This is a genomic window from Kitasatospora sp. NPDC032150 (assembly GCF_055579945.1).
This window is the reverse complement of the sequence record NZ_JBVIMH010000002.1, coordinates 63816-79464: the sequence shown is the minus strand read 5'-3', so window position 1 is coordinate 79464 and position 15649 is coordinate 63816. Positions and strand designations below refer to the sequence as shown.

The 15649-nt window shown below is 72.8% G+C and carries 16 protein-coding genes; 9 read left to right on the top strand and 7 right to left on the bottom strand.

Annotated elements, in window-relative coordinates; translation table 11 throughout:
- Positions 1 to 17 precede the first annotated feature (17 nt).
- The 3 genes from ACZ5ON_RS02700 to ACZ5ON_RS02690 are packed head-to-tail and all read right to left on the bottom strand — an operon-like array spanning position 18 to position 3569.
- Entirely contained in the window at positions 18 to 1232 is a 1215-nt protein-coding gene (locus ACZ5ON_RS02700) for an acetyl-CoA C-acetyltransferase (RefSeq protein ID WP_465584242.1), read from the bottom strand.
- A gap of 35 nt (positions 1233 to 1267) precedes the next feature.
- A complete protein-coding gene (locus ACZ5ON_RS02695) occupies positions 1268 to 2410 on the bottom strand; it encodes an acyl-CoA dehydrogenase family protein (protein ID WP_465584239.1) in 1143 nt (380 codons plus the stop codon).
- A gap of 16 nt (positions 2411 to 2426) precedes the next feature.
- Positions 2427 to 3569, bottom strand: a complete 1143-nt coding sequence (locus tag ACZ5ON_RS02690; RefSeq protein WP_465584236.1) for a CaiB/BaiF CoA transferase family protein — start codon at positions 3567 to 3569, stop codon at positions 2427 to 2429.
- 394 nt (positions 3570 to 3963) lie between these two features.
- Between ACZ5ON_RS02690 and ACZ5ON_RS02685 the strand changes: the two genes are divergently transcribed.
- The 6 genes from ACZ5ON_RS02685 (at position 3964) to ACZ5ON_RS02660 (ending at position 7762) form a co-directional block, all read left to right on the top strand.
- A complete protein-coding gene (locus tag ACZ5ON_RS02685) occupies positions 3964 to 4110 on the top strand; it encodes a hypothetical protein (RefSeq protein WP_465584233.1) in 147 nt (48 codons plus the stop codon).
- 169 nt (positions 4111 to 4279) lie between these two features.
- A complete protein-coding gene (locus ACZ5ON_RS02680; RefSeq protein WP_344635620.1) occupies positions 4280 to 4543 on the top strand; it encodes a DUF1876 domain-containing protein in 264 nt (87 codons plus the stop codon).
- 169 nt (positions 4544 to 4712) lie between these two features.
- Complete coding sequence (locus ACZ5ON_RS02675) at positions 4713 to 4865, top strand: hypothetical protein (RefSeq protein ID WP_465584228.1); 153 nt, start codon at positions 4713 to 4715, stop codon at positions 4863 to 4865.
- A 79-nt stretch (positions 4866 to 4944) separates the two neighbouring features.
- Positions 4945 to 6264 carry a sensor histidine kinase gene (locus tag ACZ5ON_RS02670; protein WP_465584225.1) on the top strand — a complete coding sequence of 440 codons (1320 nt, stop codon included), beginning with the start codon at positions 4945 to 4947 and terminating at the stop codon, positions 6262 to 6264.
- A 71-nt stretch (positions 6265 to 6335) separates the two neighbouring features.
- Positions 6336 to 6980: a response regulator transcription factor gene (locus tag ACZ5ON_RS02665; protein WP_465585288.1), complete on the top strand. Its 645-nt coding sequence runs from the start codon at positions 6336 to 6338 to the stop codon at positions 6978 to 6980.
- A 140-nt stretch (positions 6981 to 7120) separates the two neighbouring features.
- Positions 7121 to 7762, top strand: a complete 642-nt coding sequence (locus ACZ5ON_RS02660) for a Pr6Pr family membrane protein (protein ID WP_465584223.1) — start codon at positions 7121 to 7123, stop codon at positions 7760 to 7762.
- Between the two features lie 219 nt (positions 7763 to 7981).
- Here the strand turns inward: ACZ5ON_RS02660 and paaK are convergent, their stop codons facing one another.
- The 4 genes from paaK to ACZ5ON_RS02640 all read right to left on the bottom strand — a co-directional run bounded on the left by paaK (position 7982) and on the right by ACZ5ON_RS02640 (position 11977).
- Complete coding sequence (gene paaK, locus ACZ5ON_RS02655) at positions 7982 to 9328, bottom strand: phenylacetate--CoA ligase PaaK (RefSeq protein ID WP_465584218.1); 1347 nt, start codon at positions 9326 to 9328, stop codon at positions 7982 to 7984.
- Positions 9329 to 9532: 204 nt separating this feature from the next.
- A complete protein-coding gene (locus ACZ5ON_RS02650; RefSeq protein WP_465584215.1) occupies positions 9533 to 9901 on the bottom strand; it encodes a toxin Doc in 369 nt (122 codons plus the stop codon).
- Positions 9902 to 9903: 2 nt separating this feature from the next.
- Complete coding sequence (locus ACZ5ON_RS02645) at positions 9904 to 10155, bottom strand: hypothetical protein (RefSeq protein ID WP_465584212.1); 252 nt, start codon at positions 10153 to 10155, stop codon at positions 9904 to 9906.
- A 214-nt stretch (positions 10156 to 10369) separates the two neighbouring features.
- Entirely contained in the window at positions 10370 to 11977 is a 1608-nt protein-coding gene (locus ACZ5ON_RS02640; protein WP_465584209.1) for an ABC-F family ATP-binding cassette domain-containing protein, read from the bottom strand.
- 302 nt (positions 11978 to 12279) lie between these two features.
- On the opposite strand from ACZ5ON_RS02640, the gene ACZ5ON_RS02635 reads away from it, so the two are divergent.
- From ACZ5ON_RS02635 to ACZ5ON_RS02625, 3 genes are all read left to right on the top strand, one after another.
- Complete coding sequence (locus ACZ5ON_RS02635) at positions 12280 to 13917, top strand: ABC-F family ATP-binding cassette domain-containing protein (protein ID WP_465584206.1); 1638 nt, start codon at positions 12280 to 12282, stop codon at positions 13915 to 13917.
- A 114-nt stretch (positions 13918 to 14031) separates the two neighbouring features.
- Positions 14032 to 14706 carry a nitroreductase family protein gene (locus ACZ5ON_RS02630; protein ID WP_465584201.1) on the top strand — a complete coding sequence of 225 codons (675 nt, stop codon included), beginning with the start codon at positions 14032 to 14034 and terminating at the stop codon, positions 14704 to 14706.
- Positions 14707 to 14898: 192 nt separating this feature from the next.
- Positions 14899 to 15489 (top strand): GNAT family N-acetyltransferase, encoded by a 591-nt coding sequence (locus ACZ5ON_RS02625; RefSeq protein WP_465584198.1) that lies wholly within the window; start codon positions 14899 to 14901, stop codon positions 15487 to 15489.
- Positions 15490 to 15649 lie beyond the last annotated feature (160 nt).

Genomic DNA, 15649 nt, shown 5'->3' with positions numbered 1-15649 from the left:
CGGGAGTCAGGAGGTGGTCAGACGCGCTCGATGACGGTGGCGATGCCCATGCCGCCGCCGACGCAGAGGGTGGCCAGGCCGTAGCGCAGGTCGCGGCGCTCCAGCTCGTCGATCAGGGTGCCGATCAGCATCGCTCCGGTCGCGCCGAGGGGGTGGCCGAGCGCGATGGCGCCGCCGTTGACGTTCACCTTGTCGTGGCTGAAGCCGAGTTCGCGCATGAAGCGCAGCGCGACCGCGGCGAAGGCCTCGTTGATCTCGACCAGGTCGATGTCCTCAGGTCCCAGGTTCGCCTTGGCGAGCGCCTTGCGGGTGGCCGGGGCGGGGCCGGTGAGCATGATGGTCGGCTCGGAGCCGGAGACGGCGGCCGAGACGATCCGGGCCCGCGGGCGCAGCCCGTACCGCTCGCCGATCTCGCGCGAGCCGATGGCGACCAGGGCGGCGCCGTCCACGATCCCGGAGGAGTTGCCCGCGGTGTGCACGTGGTCGATCGACTCGACCCAGTGGTACTTCTGCAGCGCGACCGCGTCGAATCCGCCCTGCTCGCCGATGACGGCGAAGGAGGGCTTGAGGCCGGCCAGCGTCTCCACGGTGGTGCCGGGGCGGAAGAACTCGTCACGCTCCAGCACCACGAGTCCGTTGCGGTCCTTGACCGGTACCACCGAGCGGTCGAACTTGCCGTCCGCCCAGGCCTTCGCGGCGCGGGCCTGGGACTCGGCGGCGAAGGTGTCCACGTCGGTGCGGGAGAAGCCCTCGATGGTGGCGATCAGGTCGGCGCCGACGCCCTGCGGGACGAACCCGACCTGGAAGCTGGTCATCGGGTCCATCGCCCAGGCGCCGCCGTCCGAGCCCATCGGCACCCGGGACATCGACTCCACGCCTCCGGCCAGGATCAGGTCCTCCCACCCCGAACGGACCTTCGCCGCGGCCAGGTTGACGGCCTCCAGACCGGAGGCGCAGAAGCGGTTCTCCTGGACGCCCGCCACCGAGTCCGGCAGTCCGGCGGCGACGGCGGCGATCCGGGCGATGTCGGAGCCCTGGTCGCCGAGCGGGCTGACCACGCCGAGCACGATGTCGTCGATCGCGGCGGGGTCGAGGTCCGGGAAGCGGGCGCGGATCTCGTGGATCAGGCCGACCACCAGGTCGATCGGCTTGGTGCCGTGCAGCGATCCGGTGGCCTTGCCCCGCCCGCGCGGGGTGCGGATCGCGTCGTAGACATACGCTTCGGTGGTCACGCTGGGATGCCTTTCAGGAGGTCGGAGCCTTGAGTTCAGCCGAGCAGGGAGCGGCCGATGATCTCTTTCATGATCTCGGTAGTACCGCCGTAGATGGTCTGGATCCGGCCGTCGGTGAACGCCTTGGCGACCGGGTACTCCGCCATGTAGCCGTATCCGCCGTGGAGTTGGAGGCAGCGGTCGGCGGTGCGCTTCTGTAGTTCGGTGGCCCACCACTTGGCCATCGAGGCGTCCACCGGGGTGAGTGCGGACCGGTTGTGCTCGGTGATGCAGCGGTCGACGAACGTCCGGGTGACCGCGCACTCGGTCGCCAGCTCGGCGATCTCGAACCGGACGTGCTGCAGCTTGGCGAGCGGCCGGCCGAAGGCGGTGCGGTCCTTGACGTACGCGGTGGTGAGTTCGACCAGGTGCTCGGCTCCAGCGATCGCGGAGACCGCGATCGCCAGGCGCTCCTGGGCGAGGTTGCGCATCAGGTGCATGAAGCCCTGGTTCTCCTCGCCGAGCAGGTTCTCCTTCGGGACGCGCACGTCGTCGAAGAACAGCTCGGCGGTGTCCTGGGCCTTCTGGCCGATCTTGTCGAGGTTGCGGCCCCGCTCGAAGCCCGCCATCCCGCGCTCCACCACCAGCAGGCTGAGGCCGTGCGCACCGCCCTCGGGGGTGGTCCTGGCGACGACCACCACCAGGTCGGCGAGGATGCCGTTGGAGATGAAGGTCTTGGCGCCGTTGAGCAGGTAGTGGTCGCCCTGGTCGACCGCGGTGGTGCGGATGCCCTGGAGGTCGGACCCGGCGCCCGGCTCGGTCATCGCGATCGCGGTGACGATCTCGCCGCTGCAGAATCCGGGCAGCCAGCGCCGCTTCTGCTCCTCGGTGGCGAGCGAGGTCAGGTAGGGACCGATGATGTCGTTGTGCAGCCCCAGGGCCAGCCCGCTGACCCCGGCCCTGGCGAACTCCTCGGCCAGCACGGCCGGATAGCGGAAGTCGTGGGTGCCGCCGCCCCCGTGCTCCTCCGGGACGGCGAGGCCGAGCAGCCCCTGCTTGCCCGCCGCCAGCCAGGCCGAGCGGTCGACGATGCCCGCCTGCTCCCAGCGGTCGTTGTGCGGGAGCACCTCACGGACCAGGAATGCCCGGACGCTCTCGCGGAACGCCTCGTGCTCCTCGGTGTAGATCTCGCGCTGCACTGCGCTCTCCTCCGGGTCAGCGATCGGTTGTCGGCTCGGAGCCGGGCAGCAGTCCGGCCACGCCCCAGTCGCGGGCCACCTCCTCGGTGTGCGCGCCCGGCTGGGCGGGCGGGCGGCGCAGCCCGCCCGGGGTGGCCGAGAAGCGCGGCGCGGGCGCCGGCTGGGTGAGGCCCTGGTGTGCGGTGTAGGTGCCGCGTGCCGCGAGGTGCGGGTGACCGGCGGCCTGACCGAGCGTCAGAACGGGTGCGGTGCAGGCGTCGGTGCCCTCGAACACCGCCGTCCACTCGGCCTGGGTGCGGGTGGCGAAGCGGGCCGCGATCCGCTCGCGCAGCTCGGGCCAGCGAGCCGGGTCGAACTGGCCCGGGGCGTCGGCCTCCAGCTCCAGCAGTGTGGTGAACTCGGCGTAGAACTGCGGCTCCAGCGCGCCGACCGCCATGTACTCGCCGTCGGCGGTGCGGTAGACCGAGTAGCAGGGGGCACCGCCGTCGAGCAGGTTGACGCCGCGCCGGTCCTGCCACTGCCCGGCGGCGAGCAGGCCCCAGAGGATCGCGGTGAGGTGCGCGGCGCCGTCCACGATGGCCGCGTCCACGACCTGGCCGGTGCCGGTGGCGCGGGCGTGGTGCAGCGCGGCCAGCAGGCCCACGACCAGGTAGAGCGAGCCGCCCGCGTAGTCGCCGAGCAGGTTCGCGGGGATGGCCGGGGCCTGGCCGGGCGCGCCGATCAGCCCGAGCACCCCCGCCGTGGCGGCGTACCCGATGTCATGGCCGGCGCTCGCGGCGAGCGGCCCGTCCTGACCCCAGCCGGTGATCCGGCCGTAGACCAGCGCGGGGTTGCGGGCCAGGCACGCCTCGGGTCCGACGCCGAGCCGCTCGGCCACCCCGGGGCGGTAGCCCTCGATCAACAGGTCGGCGCGTTCGACGAGTTCGAGCACCAGGCCGGGCCCCTCGGGCGACTTGAGGTCGATCACCACGGAGCGCTTGTTGCGGTTGGTGACGTCGTGGCCGGGATCCGGCCCTATCGCCGGCGGGCCGGGGCGGTCCACCCGGACCACGTCCGCGCCGAGATCGGCCAGCAGCATCGCGGCGAACGGGCCGGGGCCGATCCCCGCCAGCTCCACCACGCGCACCCCTGCGAGCGGCCCACTGCTGCGTTCCGGCACCGGCGGCTCTCCCCTGTCCGATGTGTTTGACAGTTTGGCTGTCACAGTCGTGATGATAGGGATCCGACTCACCGGTAACAAGGGGCGCGGCGCCCCGGGGCGCGGGGAACCGCACAGCCGGCCCACCTCCGGCTCATCGCCTGCGACCTGCACCGTCCGGGCCGCTGGCACCGTGCGGCGGCCTGTCGTGGTGGTGCGCCGGGTGGTGCACGCCCGGAGTGAGCGGCGCTCCCCCTCCACGGCGGCACGCTCGTCCGACTGTCCCTCCTGGGTGTCTGTGCGGCGTACTGGGCGTTCAGCACCGGTCTGACGTCGGGGCCGATGTGGACGTCCGCCCGCGAGTACTGCAACGCTCGGGGCTTCTCCGCGGACGGGGTCGTCACCCGGATTTCCGGTGAGCGTGCGATGCGGACCGGACTGCGAACTGGTGCCGTCCTGGGTCAACCCGGTGCTGGTGGGTGGCCTGGTGCTCGCGCTGGCAGCCCTCGGTGCCGCTGCGGTGACGGGGTACCGGGCACGCCGCCGCGTCTCCGCGCCGTGAGTCGGGGCCGCGCCGCTGTCACCCACTGTCACCCGTCCTGCGGCGCCGCGTCACCGAGGGTCAACACCCGGGATCGGAGAACCCCCGGACCCCGGCCACGCCTTGCCAACGCCCGTCGCCCGGCGGATTCTGATGCTTACGATCTCTCCATCCGAGGAGATGAGCCGCCATGCACAACCACTGGATCGTCGACCTCAACTTCGAAGAGGACGAGGACCGCACCACCTGCACCGCCTCGCTGAGCGGGTTCAGCGCTCCCGGCGTCCAGGGCCTCGGTGTGGCCCGGCGCAATCCGGACGACACCCCGGACGCCACGGTCGGCGAGGAGCTGGCCGCCGCCCGCGCCTGCTCCAACCTGGCGCACGAACTGATCAACAAGGCCGCCACCGGAATCGAGGTCCGCACCCACGAGCGTGCCCACCTGATCTTTTGACTCGGATCTCTCCTGACCCCGGCCACTCGCCCGCTCCCTCCGGCCCGGCCGGCTGACCACGCCCGGACCGACCGGCCTCCGGGAGGAGGTCGGCCTCCCCCGCCAGAGGGAGGCGGATCGTAGCCGGGGGCGATGACCGCACCGGGCCGGCAGCGGGAGAGTCGTGGCCATGGGCCTCACCGACCTCTCCCGCCACGGCAGTGTGCGCGGCACGCTCAGCGCTGACCTGCGCAGCAGCGGCGCCGTGACCACCGCCACCGTCCCGCCTTCGGCACTCGAACCGCTCCTGCCGGACGGCGGGATCTCGGATGCGGACCACTGATGGCAGCGGCCGTCTCCGGCTGTGTCCTCACACGGACCTGTGTCCTCACACGGACCGCAGCTGACGTAGGGTCAGCACGGTGAGTACGGTGCTGGGTGCCCTGGTCGGACGGCGCGCCGCGCTGCGCTGGGTGCACCTGGTGCTCGGCGGCGCGCTGCTGATGCCGTACTGGCTGCTGTCCACCGTGCTGCTGACCCCGTTCCTCCCGAGGGGGAGCACGGACGCCGGACAGCAGCTCCTGGCCCAACTGCTCGCGCTCCCGCTCTCGCTGCCGATGGCGGCGGTCACGGCGCTGGTCCCGATGGTCCGGCCACTCGAAGGCGCGGCGGCCCGGGCGCTGTGCGCGGGCGCGCTCGCGCCCCGACGCGGCGGCCCGGTACGGGAGTTGGCGAGTTCACCCGCCCGCAGCTGGGCGGCGCGCCGGCGGACGTCGGCGTGGTTCGTACTGCACGTCCTGCTCGGCGGCATCGTCAGCGGGATGTCGCTCGCGGTGCCGCCCACCGTACTGTTCCTCCTGGTCTCCTCGTCCGGTGCGTTCGGGCACACCGGACGGGACACGCTCCGCCGCGCCTTCGGCGGGTACGCGCCGCCGGAGCTGCTGATCGCACCGGCCCTGCTGCTCCTGCTGCTGACGACCAACGCCCTCTCCGGTGCCCTGCTGGCCCGCTGCGCGCCCCTACTGCTCGGCCCGACCCCCGACGAGCGGCTGGCCGCCGCCGAACAGCGCGCCGCCGAACTGGCCCACCGCAACCGGCTGGCACGGGAGTTGCACGACTCGGTGGGCCATGCGCTCAGCGCGGTGACCATCCAGGCGGCAGCGGCGGGCAGGGTCCTGCGTTCGGACCCGGAGTTCGCCGCGGAAGCGCTGCAGGCCATCGAGGAGACCGCCCGCGCGGCGGTCGCCGAACTCGACACCGTCCTCGGCCTGTTGCGCGAGGACACCGCCGGGGACACCGCCGACGGCCGCCGCGCCGACGGCGGCCCGACACTCGCCGGACTCGACACCCTGGTGCGGCAGATGGGCCTGGCCGGAGTGCGCGTGGAGACCCACACCGGCCCCGGGCTCAACGACCTTCCGCCCGAACTCTCCCGCGAGGCCTACCGGGTAGTCCAGGAGGGCCTCACCAACGTGCTCCGGCACGCCGGCCCGGTCCCCGCCCGGCTGCGGCTCCGGCTCTCCGACGGAAGGCTGGAGGTGGACCTGGAGAACCCGCTCGGCGCCGGCCGCCCCAGCCGCCCCGGCGGCGGCCGGGGACTGCGCGGGATAGCCGAGCGCGCCGAGTCCCGGCGCGGCGACTACCGGGCCGGGCCGCAGCCGGACGGCAACTGGCGGCTCTCCGTCCGGCTCCCCGTCTCCGCACCGCCCGCACCGCCGGCGGACGCCGCACAACCGCACTGACCGCGCAACCGCACCGACCGCACGACCGCCGCGCACGGCGGCACCGAGTACAGCAGAGGGGGACGGCCGTGATCCGCGTAGTGATCGCCGATGACGAACGGCTGGTACGGACCGGCCTGCGGGTGGTGCTCGACGCCGAGCCCGGAATCACCGTGGTGGGTGAGGCGGCGGACGGCGCCGAAGTCCTCCCGCTGGCCCGCGAACTGCGGCCGGACGTCATCCTGATGGACATCCGGATGCCCGGCCTGGACGGCATCCGGGCCACCGAGCTGGTCCTGGACGCGCTCCAGCCGCCGCCGAAGGTCCTGGTGGTCACCACCTTCGAGAACGACGACCACGTGTACGAGGCGCTGCGCGCCGGCGCCGCCGGCTTCCTGCTGAAGCGGGCCCGCGCCGAGGAGATGGTGCAGGCCGTCCGGCTGGTGGCGCACGGCGACTCGCTGCTCTTCCCGGCCGCCGTCCGCGAGCTGGCCGTGCACCACGCCGCCGGGCGCGGGCGCACCCCCGCCCCGCTCCCCCGGCTGACCGAGCGGGAGGGCGAGATCCTGCGGCTGATGTCCGCCGGGCTGGCCAACGGCGAGATCGCCGAACGGCTGGTGGTGAGCCCGGAGACGGTCAAGACCCACGTCGCCAGCGTCCTCGGCAAGCTGGGCGTCCGGGACCGCACCCAGGCCGTGATCGCCGCCTACGAGTCCGGCTTCGTCCGCCCCCGCTGAGCCGACGGCCGACGGCCCGGAGCGGTCGCCGGCCGGGCAGCGCCCGTCCCGGAAGTCGGCTTTGGCGGGTTTCGCCCAGCCCGTACCCGTGGGTAGAGTGCGACGATCCCACGGACCGTACGAGAAGAACCGGTGAGCGCATGTCTGTATGGACCCGCCCTGCCCTCTGGTGGCGCCTGGCGATCGTGCTCTCGGCCGGACTCGGGCTGATCCTCGGCACCGGTTCCCTCGTCTACTTCACCATCCAGAGCAACGTCATGGTGCTCGGCTACTTCACGGGCGCGGTGTACTGGATGCTCAGACGCAACACCACCGACGCCCCGGCGCCCCGGCTGCGCGGCGCCGCCGTGCTCTACATCACCATCACCGGCCTGGTCGCCCACATCATCCTCAACCACGGCGCGGACCCGCTGCCGGGCCTGGTCTCCGGACCCGACCGCCTGCAGAACTGGTCCAGCTTCTTCCTGCACTACGTGTCACCGGTGATGGTCATGCTGGACTGGCTCTGCCTGAAGCCCCGCAACGTCTCGCACTGGCGCGACCTGCCGCTCTGGCTCTCCTTCCCGCTCGGCTACGCCGCGATCACCGAGCTGCGCGCCGCGCTCTTCCCGCACTTCGACAACAAGTACCCGTACTTCTTCCTGGACCCCACCCAGAACGGCTACGCCTGGGTCGGCGGCCAGATCGTCCAGCTGACCGTCGAGTTCATCGCCCTCGGCGCCGCCGTGGTCGCCCTCGACCGCCTGGGCACCACCATCCGTCGCAAGCTCCGCCCGGCCTGAGTCCCTACCAGGTCGTCCGTGACCTGCAGACACCCCTCGTGCTCAGGGCCGGCACATGCCCAACCTGCCACCGCGACATACCGATCGCCGCACCGACCTGACCAAGCCCTCCAGGGCGACGGCCTGTACGACGTGCCGGTCGGTCGCCGCCGACGTGGATGAGCGATGGCCGGTCGGCCGGGTTGTGGCTTCCGGGCGAACCGAGCCCGCCGCAGGGCCTCAACGTTCCCGGAGGTCGACCACGCGGCGGATCTTGCCGACCGAGCGCTCCAGCGTCTCCGGTTCGACGACCTCCACCTCGACCGTGACGCCCACTCCGTCCTTGACGCTCCTGGCGATCTCCTCGGCGGCCGCCGCGCGCCGCTCGGGCCCGGTGTCCGGACGTGCCTCGACCCGGACCGTCATGTGGTCCAGCCGGCCGCGCCGGGACAGCCGCAGCTGGAAGTGCGGTGCCACGCCGGGCGTTCGCAGCGCGATCTCCTCGATCTGGCTCGGGAACACGTTGACCCCGCGAAGGATGATCATGTCGTCGCAGCGCGCGGTGATCTTCTCGATCCGGCGGAAGGCCGGACGTGCGGTGCCGGGCAGCAGCCGGGTCAGATCGCGGGTTCGGTAGCGGATGACCGGCAGCGCCTCCTTGGTGAGCGAGGTGAGGATCAACTCGCCGCCCGTTCCGTCGGGCAGCACCTGGTCGGTGAGCGGGTCCACGATCTCGGGCAGGAAGTGGTCCTCCCACAGGTGCAGTCCGTCCTTGGTGTCCACGCACTCCTGCGCCACACCGGGACCGAGCGCCTCGGACAGCCCATAGATGTCCACCGCGTGGATGCCCATCCGCTGCTCGATCTCGCGGCGCATCTCCTCGGTCCACGGCTCGGCGCCGAAGATGCCGGTCCGCAGCGAGGTTCCGCGCGGGTCGATGCCCTGGCGCTCGAACTCGTCCAACAGGGTGAGCAGATAGGACGGCGTGATCATGATGATCTCGGGCCGGAGGTCCTGGATCAGCTGGACCTGCCGGGCGGTCATGCCGCCGGAGGCGGGGATGACGGTGCAGCCGAGCCGCTCCGCCCCGTAGTGCGCGCCCAGCCCCCCGGTGAACAGCCCGTACCCGTAGGCGATGTGCACCCGGTGCCCGGGGCGGCCGCCGGCCGCGCGGATGCAGCGGGCCACCAGGTCGGCCCAGAGCGAGAGGTCGTGCTCGGTGTAGCCGACCACGGTGGGCCGCCCGGTGGTCCCGCTGGAGGCGTGCAGCCGGCGAACCTCGGCCATCGGGACGGCGAACATCCCGAACGGGTAGGAGTCCCGCAGGTCCGCCTTGGTGGTGAAGGGGAACCGGGCGATGTCCTCCAGCGTGCGGCAGTCCTCGGGACCCACCCCGGCCGCGTCGAACTTCCGCCGGTAGAGCTCGACATGGTCGTACGCGTGGCGCAGCGTGGCGCGCAGCTGGACGAGTTGGTGGGCCCTGAGCTCCTCGCGGCCCATCCGCTCCCCGGCGTCGAGGAGTTCCGCCGGGGTCGGCTCGCCGAGGCGCCGGCCGCCTCCGGAGCTTTCGGTCGGGGTGTGGCTCATCGGCACGTCCTCTCGGATCGGCTGCGGCCGGCCCTGCCGTCGGTCATGCCGCCAGCCCGCATGCCGACCGAACATTCGGTCATCGGCGGTGTGAACGCCAGTAATCCAGCAGGTGTTCCAGCTGTCAAGGGATCGCACCGATGTCCGGCCGCACGTGTTCGGACGGTCACCGACCGGAGGCGTCGGCCCGGCGCGCGGAGCGGTTCAGATCCGCCAGGCGCGGATGCGCCGGGCAGCGGTGAAGACGTCCGCGGTGCCCTCGGCCACGTCGCGGGCCAGTTCGACCAAGGCACCGTACGGCGGGTCGATGCCCTCGTCGGCGGCGTGCATGTAGGCGGCGGTGGCCATGCAGGCGTAGAGGTTGTTGCGGACGGGCAGCGGCCGCAGCAGCACGATGGTGTGCATCAGGGCGGCCGCACACCAGGCCGGATCGGCGTCATGGCCGAGCTGCACGGTGTTGACCCGGTGGCGGGCGACGGCGGCCTGCAGGGCGGAGTAGTCGCGCACGCTGAGGTCCTCGGGTGAGGCCAGCTCCTGGACGTCGAGCAGCCAGCGGATGTCGACCCGGAGCATTGTCAGGCGGCGGCCGGATCGGGGCGCGCACCGCCGCGGTGTTCGGCGTCGGGGGCGTCCTCGGGGAAGGCCGCGTCGAACTCCTCGACGTGGGCGTTCCAGAAGGCCACCGCATGGCTGACGAAGGTGCGCCGCTTCTGCTCACGGACGCTCAGGTCGTGCACATACGCCTTGACACTCTTGCCGTCCGCGGCGGCGGCCTCGCGGATCGCCGCGAGTTCGAGCTCCGTGTACTCAATACTGAGCGCTGGCATGCGGGGATGCTACCGGAGGGGCACCGACTCGTGGCACCCCTCCGGTCGTCCCTCAACGTCCCGCCCCGAGCAGCGGGGGTCCCCCCGGCCGGAGGCTGGGGGCGGGTCCCCCCGGCCGGAGGCTGGGGGGACCCGCCCGATGGCGGGCAAGGAGGGCGAGGGACGAGCGTCGGCACCGGGTACGAGGGCCCGTAGGCGAGCGGGCGAGTAACCGTCAGAGTGCGTCGACGGTCCGCAACTCGCCGTCCAGCTCCAGCCATCGGGTGATCCCGATCCCGCGCAGGAACGGCACGTCGTGGCTGGCCACGATGAGCGCGCCCTGGTAGCCGGCCAGCGCCTGGGTGAGCTGGCGGACGCTGGCCAGGTCGAGGCTGTTGGTCGGCTCGTCCAGCAGCAGCAGTTGCGGCGGCGGGTCGGCGAGCAGCAGGGCGGCCAGTGCGGCCCGGAAGCGCTCGCCGCCGGAGAGGGTGCCCGCGAGCTGTTCGGCCCGCGCGCCCCGGAACTGGAAACGGGCCAGCCGGGCCCGGATCGCATTGTCGCCCGCCCCGGGCGCGTACGCCTTGACGTTGTCGGCCACCGAGCGGCCGTCGTCCAGCAGGTCGAGGCGCTGCGGCAGGTAGCGCATGGGCACCGGCACGCTGATCTCCCCGGCTGACGGGGCGAGTTCACCCGCGATGGTGCGCAGCAGGGTGGTCTTGCCCGCGCCGTTCCGGCCGACCAGCGCGATCCGCTCGGGCCCGCGCAGCTCCAGGTCGGCGTGGGCGCCGTACGGCAGCCGGACCCGGTCGAGGTGCAGCACGGTGCGGCCCGGCGGGACGAAGGTGCGCGGGAGGTCGATCCGGATCTCGGCGTCGTCCCGGACGGCCTCCTCCGCTGCGGTGAGCCGCTCCTTGGCCTCGGCGAGGCGTTCGGCGTGCATGCCCTTCACCCGCCCGGCCGTCTCCTCGGCCTGTCGTTTGAACTTGCCGGCGAAGATCTTCGGGTCGTTGCGCTGCACCGAGCGCTTCTTGCCGTAGCTGGCGCTGCGGGCGAGCTTGGTACGGGCCTCGATCAGGTCGCGCTGCTGCCGCTGGACGTCGGCCTCGGCGACCCGTACCAGCCGCTCGGCGGTCTCCTGCTGGGCGGCCACGGTGCGCTCGTAGGCCGCGAAGTTGCCGCCGTACCAGGTGACCATGCCGTCGCGCAGCTCGGCGATCTGGTCGACGTGCTGGAGCAGTTCGCGGTCGTGGCTGACGATGACCATGACCCCGGGCCAGCTCTCGACGGCCTGGTAGAGCAGTGAACGGGCGTGCCGATCAAGGTTGTTGGTCGGCTCGTCCAGCAGCAGTACGTCCGGGCGGCGCAGCAGCAGCGCGGCCAGGTGCAGCAGCACCGCCTCGCCGCCGGAGAGTTCGCCGGTGGTGCGGTCGAGGTCAAGGCGTCCGAGGCCGAGCTTGTCGAGGGTGGCGCGGGCGCGCTCCTCGACGTCCCAGTCCTCGCCGATCGCGGCGAAGTGCCGCTCGTCGGTGTCGCCGGACTCGATGGCGTGCAGCGCCTCGCGGGCGGCCCGGATGCCGAGCGCCTCGTCCACGCGCTGCGCGGTGTCCAGGGTGAGGTCCTGGGGCAGGTAGCCGAACTCGCCGCTGATGTGGACGGTGCCGGTGGCGGGGGTGAGTTCGCCTGCGATCAGGCGCAGCAGAGTGGACTTGCCCGCTCCGTTGAGCCCGATCAGGCCGGTGCGGCCGGTGCCGACTGCGAGGTGGAATCCGTTCAGGACGACGGTGCCGTCGGCCCACTCGAAGCCCAGGTCGGCGCAGAGGACGGTGGTGGTGGAATGTGCCATGGAGGCCTCCGGTGTGTTCGCTGCGGGTGGGGAGCTACACGGGAGACACCGCGCGGTGCGGTCGCGAAGGGAAGGAGATCGCGAGGAGGCGCAGGGAAGGTGCCCGCCGCCGAGGTCGCACGCTCACGCCACGCACACGTCGGGGTGCGTGGGGGCGATGTCTCGCAACCTCAGTAGAGCAACGGCCTTCTCCTCGTCTGGCGGCAACGGGATCAACGGTAGGGAGCCCGCCCCGCGCCCGCAAAGGGGTTTTCCGCCGCCGAAGAGGGTCCTCCGCCGTCGCGGATAGGATCGGGGGCATCATGAGCGCCACTCTCGTAATCAACGACCTCTCCGCCGGCCACGGCGACCGCACCCTGTTCTCCGGCCTGGACCTGGTCGTCGCCCCCGGCGACGTGGTCGGCCTGGTCGGGGTCAACGGTGCGGGCAAGTCCACCCTGCTGCGGACGCTGGCCGGTCTCTCCACCCCCGAGAGCGGCACCATCAGGCTGAACCCGCCGACCGCCAACGTCGGCCACCTGCCGCAGGAGCCGGAGCGCCGCGCGGGTGAGTCGGTCCGCGACTTCCTGGCCCGCCGTACCGGCGTGGCCGCGGCGCAGGCCGCACTGGACGAGGCCACCGAGGGCCTGGTCGAGGGCCGTCCGGGCGCGGACGACGCTTACGCGGCCGGTCTGGACCGCTGGCTGGACCTGGGCGGCGCCGACCTGGAGGAGCGCTCGGAGGAGGTCGCCGACTCGCTGGGTCTCAAGGTGAGCCTGGACGCGCCGATGACCGGGCTCTCCGGCGGCCAGGCCGCCCGCGCGGGGCTGGCCTCGCTGTTGCTCTCCCGCTACGACGTGTTCCTGCTGGACGAGCCCACCAACGACCTGGACCTGGACGGCCTGGAGCGCCTGGAGTCCTTCGTCAAGGGCCTGCGCGCGGGCACCCTGCTGGTCAGCCACGACCGCGAGTTCCTGGCCCGCACGGTCACCCGGGTGCTGGAACTGGACCTGCACCAGCAGCAGGTCAACCTATACGGCGGCGGCTACGAGGCCTACCTGGAGGAGCGCGCGGTGGCCCGCCGCCACGCCCGCGAGCAGTACGAGGAGTACGCGGACACCAGGGCGGGCCTGGAGGTGCGGGCCCGGACGCAGCGGAACTGGATGGAGCACGGCGTCCGCAACGCCCGCCGCAAGGGCGGCGACAACGACAAGATCGGCCGCGCGATGCGGCAGGAGTCGACCGAGAAGCAGGCCGCCAAGGCCCGGCAGACCCAGCGCATGATCGAGCGCCTGGAGGTGGTCGAGGAGCCGCGCAAGGAGTGGGAGCTGCGGATGGAGATCGCCACCGCGCCGCGCTCCGGCTCGGTGGTCGCCACCCTGCGCGCGGCTTCGGTCGAGCGCGGGGACTTCGTCTTCGGGCCGGTGGACCTGCAGATCGACTGGGCCGACCGGGTCGCGATCACCGGCGCCAACGGCGCGGGCAAGTCCACGCTGCTGGCCGCGCTGCTCGGGCGGCTCGAACTGGACGGCGGCAGCGCCTCGTTGGGCTCGGGCGTGGTGGTCGGCGAGGTGGACCAGGCGCGCGGCCTGTTCCTCGGCGCACAGCCGCTGGTGGAGGCGTTCGCGGCGGCGACGCCGGAGCTCCCGCCGGAGGAGGTCCGCACCCTGCTGGCCAAGTTCGGCCTGAAGGCGGCCCATGTGCTGCGCCCGGCCGACACCCTCTCCCCCGGCGAGCGGACCCGGGCGGCGCTCGCCCTGCTCCAGGCCCGCGGGGTGAACCTGCTGGTCCTGGACGAGCCCACCAACCACCTGGACCTGCCCGCCATCGAGCAGCTGGAGTCCGCCCTCGCCTCGTACACCGGCACCCTGCTGCTGGTGACCCACGACCGACGGATGCTCGACACCGTTTCGGTCAACCGCCGCATCGAGGTCACCGCGGGCCGGGTCCGGGAGCGCTGAGACCGCGGCGCCGCGGCGGAAGGGCAGGGCAGGGCCGCGCGTGCGGCGGCTGCTCGCTGCCGCGGCCCTGCGCTGCCCTTCCGTCGCGCCGTGTCATGTGCTGTGCTGGGCGACATGGTTGACAGTGCATCGACAGCAGCCGGATGCCCGACGGTTCCGCTCCGCCCCATGACGGTGCCCGCCGACGAGGCCGCAGCCCGCTGCAGGGCCTTCCACGACGTGATGTCGCAGCGCCGGACCGTCCGCGACTACTCCACCCGCCCGATCCCCGACGATGTGATCGAGTGGGCGGTCCGTACCGCCGCCACCGCACCCAGCGGCGCGCACGTCCAGCCCTGGCGGTTCGTGGTGATCACCGACCCGGAGCGCAAGCGGCGCCTGCGCGAGGCCGCCGAGGCGGAGGAGCGCGAGTTCTACGGGCACCGCGCCTCCGAGGAGTGGCTCGAAGCCCTCCGGCCGATCGGAACGGACTGGCGCAAGCCGTTCCTGGAGGACGCCCCCGCCGTGATCGTGGTCTTCGAGGTACACAAGGGCCCGCAGTCGCCGCGCCCGTACTACACCAAGGAGTCGGTCGGCATCGCCGTCGGCCTGCTGCTCGCCGCCCTGCACCAGGCCGGCCTCGCCACCCTCACCCACACGCCCAGCCCGATGCGCTTCCTCAACGAGGTGTGCGGACGCCCGGCCGAGGAGCGTGCCGCGTACGTCGTCCCGGTCGGCTACCCGGCGGAGGGCGCACGGGTGCCGGACCTGCGCCGAAAGGACCTCGACCGGGTCCTGATCCGCCTCTGACCCGGCCGGCCGCCGCCCGCCGCAGCCCACCGCCGCCCGCGCCGCGAGTGCCGCTCGCACCCTCCGCGCCGTCGCACCGCCACCGCAACGGTCCGCAACCGGCCCGCACCGCTCGCCCATGCGCCCCCGAGAGCTGACATGCCCCCAGAAAACCGCTGTTCGGCGCTGATACCGGAGGGAAATAATCCGGTCATGAGTCAAAGCACCAACGAGCTCGCCGCCGTCACCGAGGGGCACCCGCCCGAGCTGATCCCGCTGCCGGGCGGGTTCTCGCTACGCCGCCGTACGGTGGTGGACGCCCCCGAGCTGAACGCCGCCGTGACAGCCAGCCTCGACCACCTGCGGCCGTGGATGGAATGGGCAGGGGAGACGCCGAGCCTGGACCACACCCGGGAGATGGCCCGGGCCGGGGTGAACGCCTGGCAGGCGGGCAGCGACTTCATGTACCTGCTCGGCGCGGACGACCGGCCGGGGAGCGTGGTCGGCGCCTTCGGCCTGCACGGGCGGATCGGCCCGGGCGCGTTGGAGATCGGCTACTGGGTCGCCGTCGACCACGTCGGCCGCGGCCTGGCGACCGCCGCGGCCCGCGCACTGACCGAGGCCGCGCTCGCCCTACCGGGCGTCGGCCGGGTGGAGATCCACTGCGACGAGGGCAACCTGGCCAGCGCCGCCGTCCCGCGCAAGCTCGGCTACCGGCTGGACCGGGTGGACGACTTCGAGCCCACCGCACCCGCCGAGACCGGCCGCAGGCTGATCTGGATCACGGAGCGGCCCGCCGCCTGAACGCTTCCCCGGAGCGTCCGCCCACCGGCGCGCCGTGGGCCGCGGGGAGCTCCACGGCTTCCCGCGGTCCACGGCGCACCCGGCCCCACGTACCGGGCCACCGCGCCCCGGACCGATGGAACGAAAACCTCGACCGAAGCATGAATTCTGACTGACCGTC

Bases quoted from the DNA above. Each gene is read 5' to 3' on its own strand.
- ACZ5ON_RS02660 (WP_465584223.1), top strand. From the start codon at position 7,121: ATGTCTGTATGGACCCGCCCTGCCCTCTGGTGGCGCCTGGCGATCGTG.
- ACZ5ON_RS02645 (WP_465584212.1), bottom strand. From the start codon at position 10,155: ATGCCAGCGCTCAGTATTGAGTACACGGAGCTCGAACTCGCGGCGATC.
- ACZ5ON_RS02675 (WP_465584228.1), top strand. From the start codon at position 4,713: ATGGGCCTCACCGACCTCTCCCGCCACGGCAGTGTGCGCGGCACGCTC.
- ACZ5ON_RS02640 (WP_465584209.1), bottom strand. From the start codon at position 11,977: ATGGCACATTCCACCACCACCGTCCTCTGCGCCGACCTGGGCTTCGAG.
- paaK (WP_465584218.1), bottom strand. From the start codon at position 9,328: ATGAGCCACACCCCGACCGAAAGCTCCGGAGGCGGCCGGCGCCTCGGC.
- ACZ5ON_RS02680 (WP_344635620.1), top strand. From the start codon at position 4,280: ATGCACAACCACTGGATCGTCGACCTCAACTTCGAAGAGGACGAGGAC.
- ACZ5ON_RS02635 (WP_465584206.1), top strand. From the start codon at position 12,280: ATGAGCGCCACTCTCGTAATCAACGACCTCTCCGCCGGCCACGGCGAC.
- ACZ5ON_RS02650 (WP_465584215.1), bottom strand. From the start codon at position 9,901: ATGCTCCGGGTCGACATCCGCTGGCTGCTCGACGTCCAGGAGCTGGCC.
- ACZ5ON_RS02625 (WP_465584198.1), top strand. From the start codon at position 14,899: ATGAGTCAAAGCACCAACGAGCTCGCCGCCGTCACCGAGGGGCACCCG.
- ACZ5ON_RS02630 (WP_465584201.1), top strand. From the start codon at position 14,032: ATGGTTGACAGTGCATCGACAGCAGCCGGATGCCCGACGGTTCCGCTC.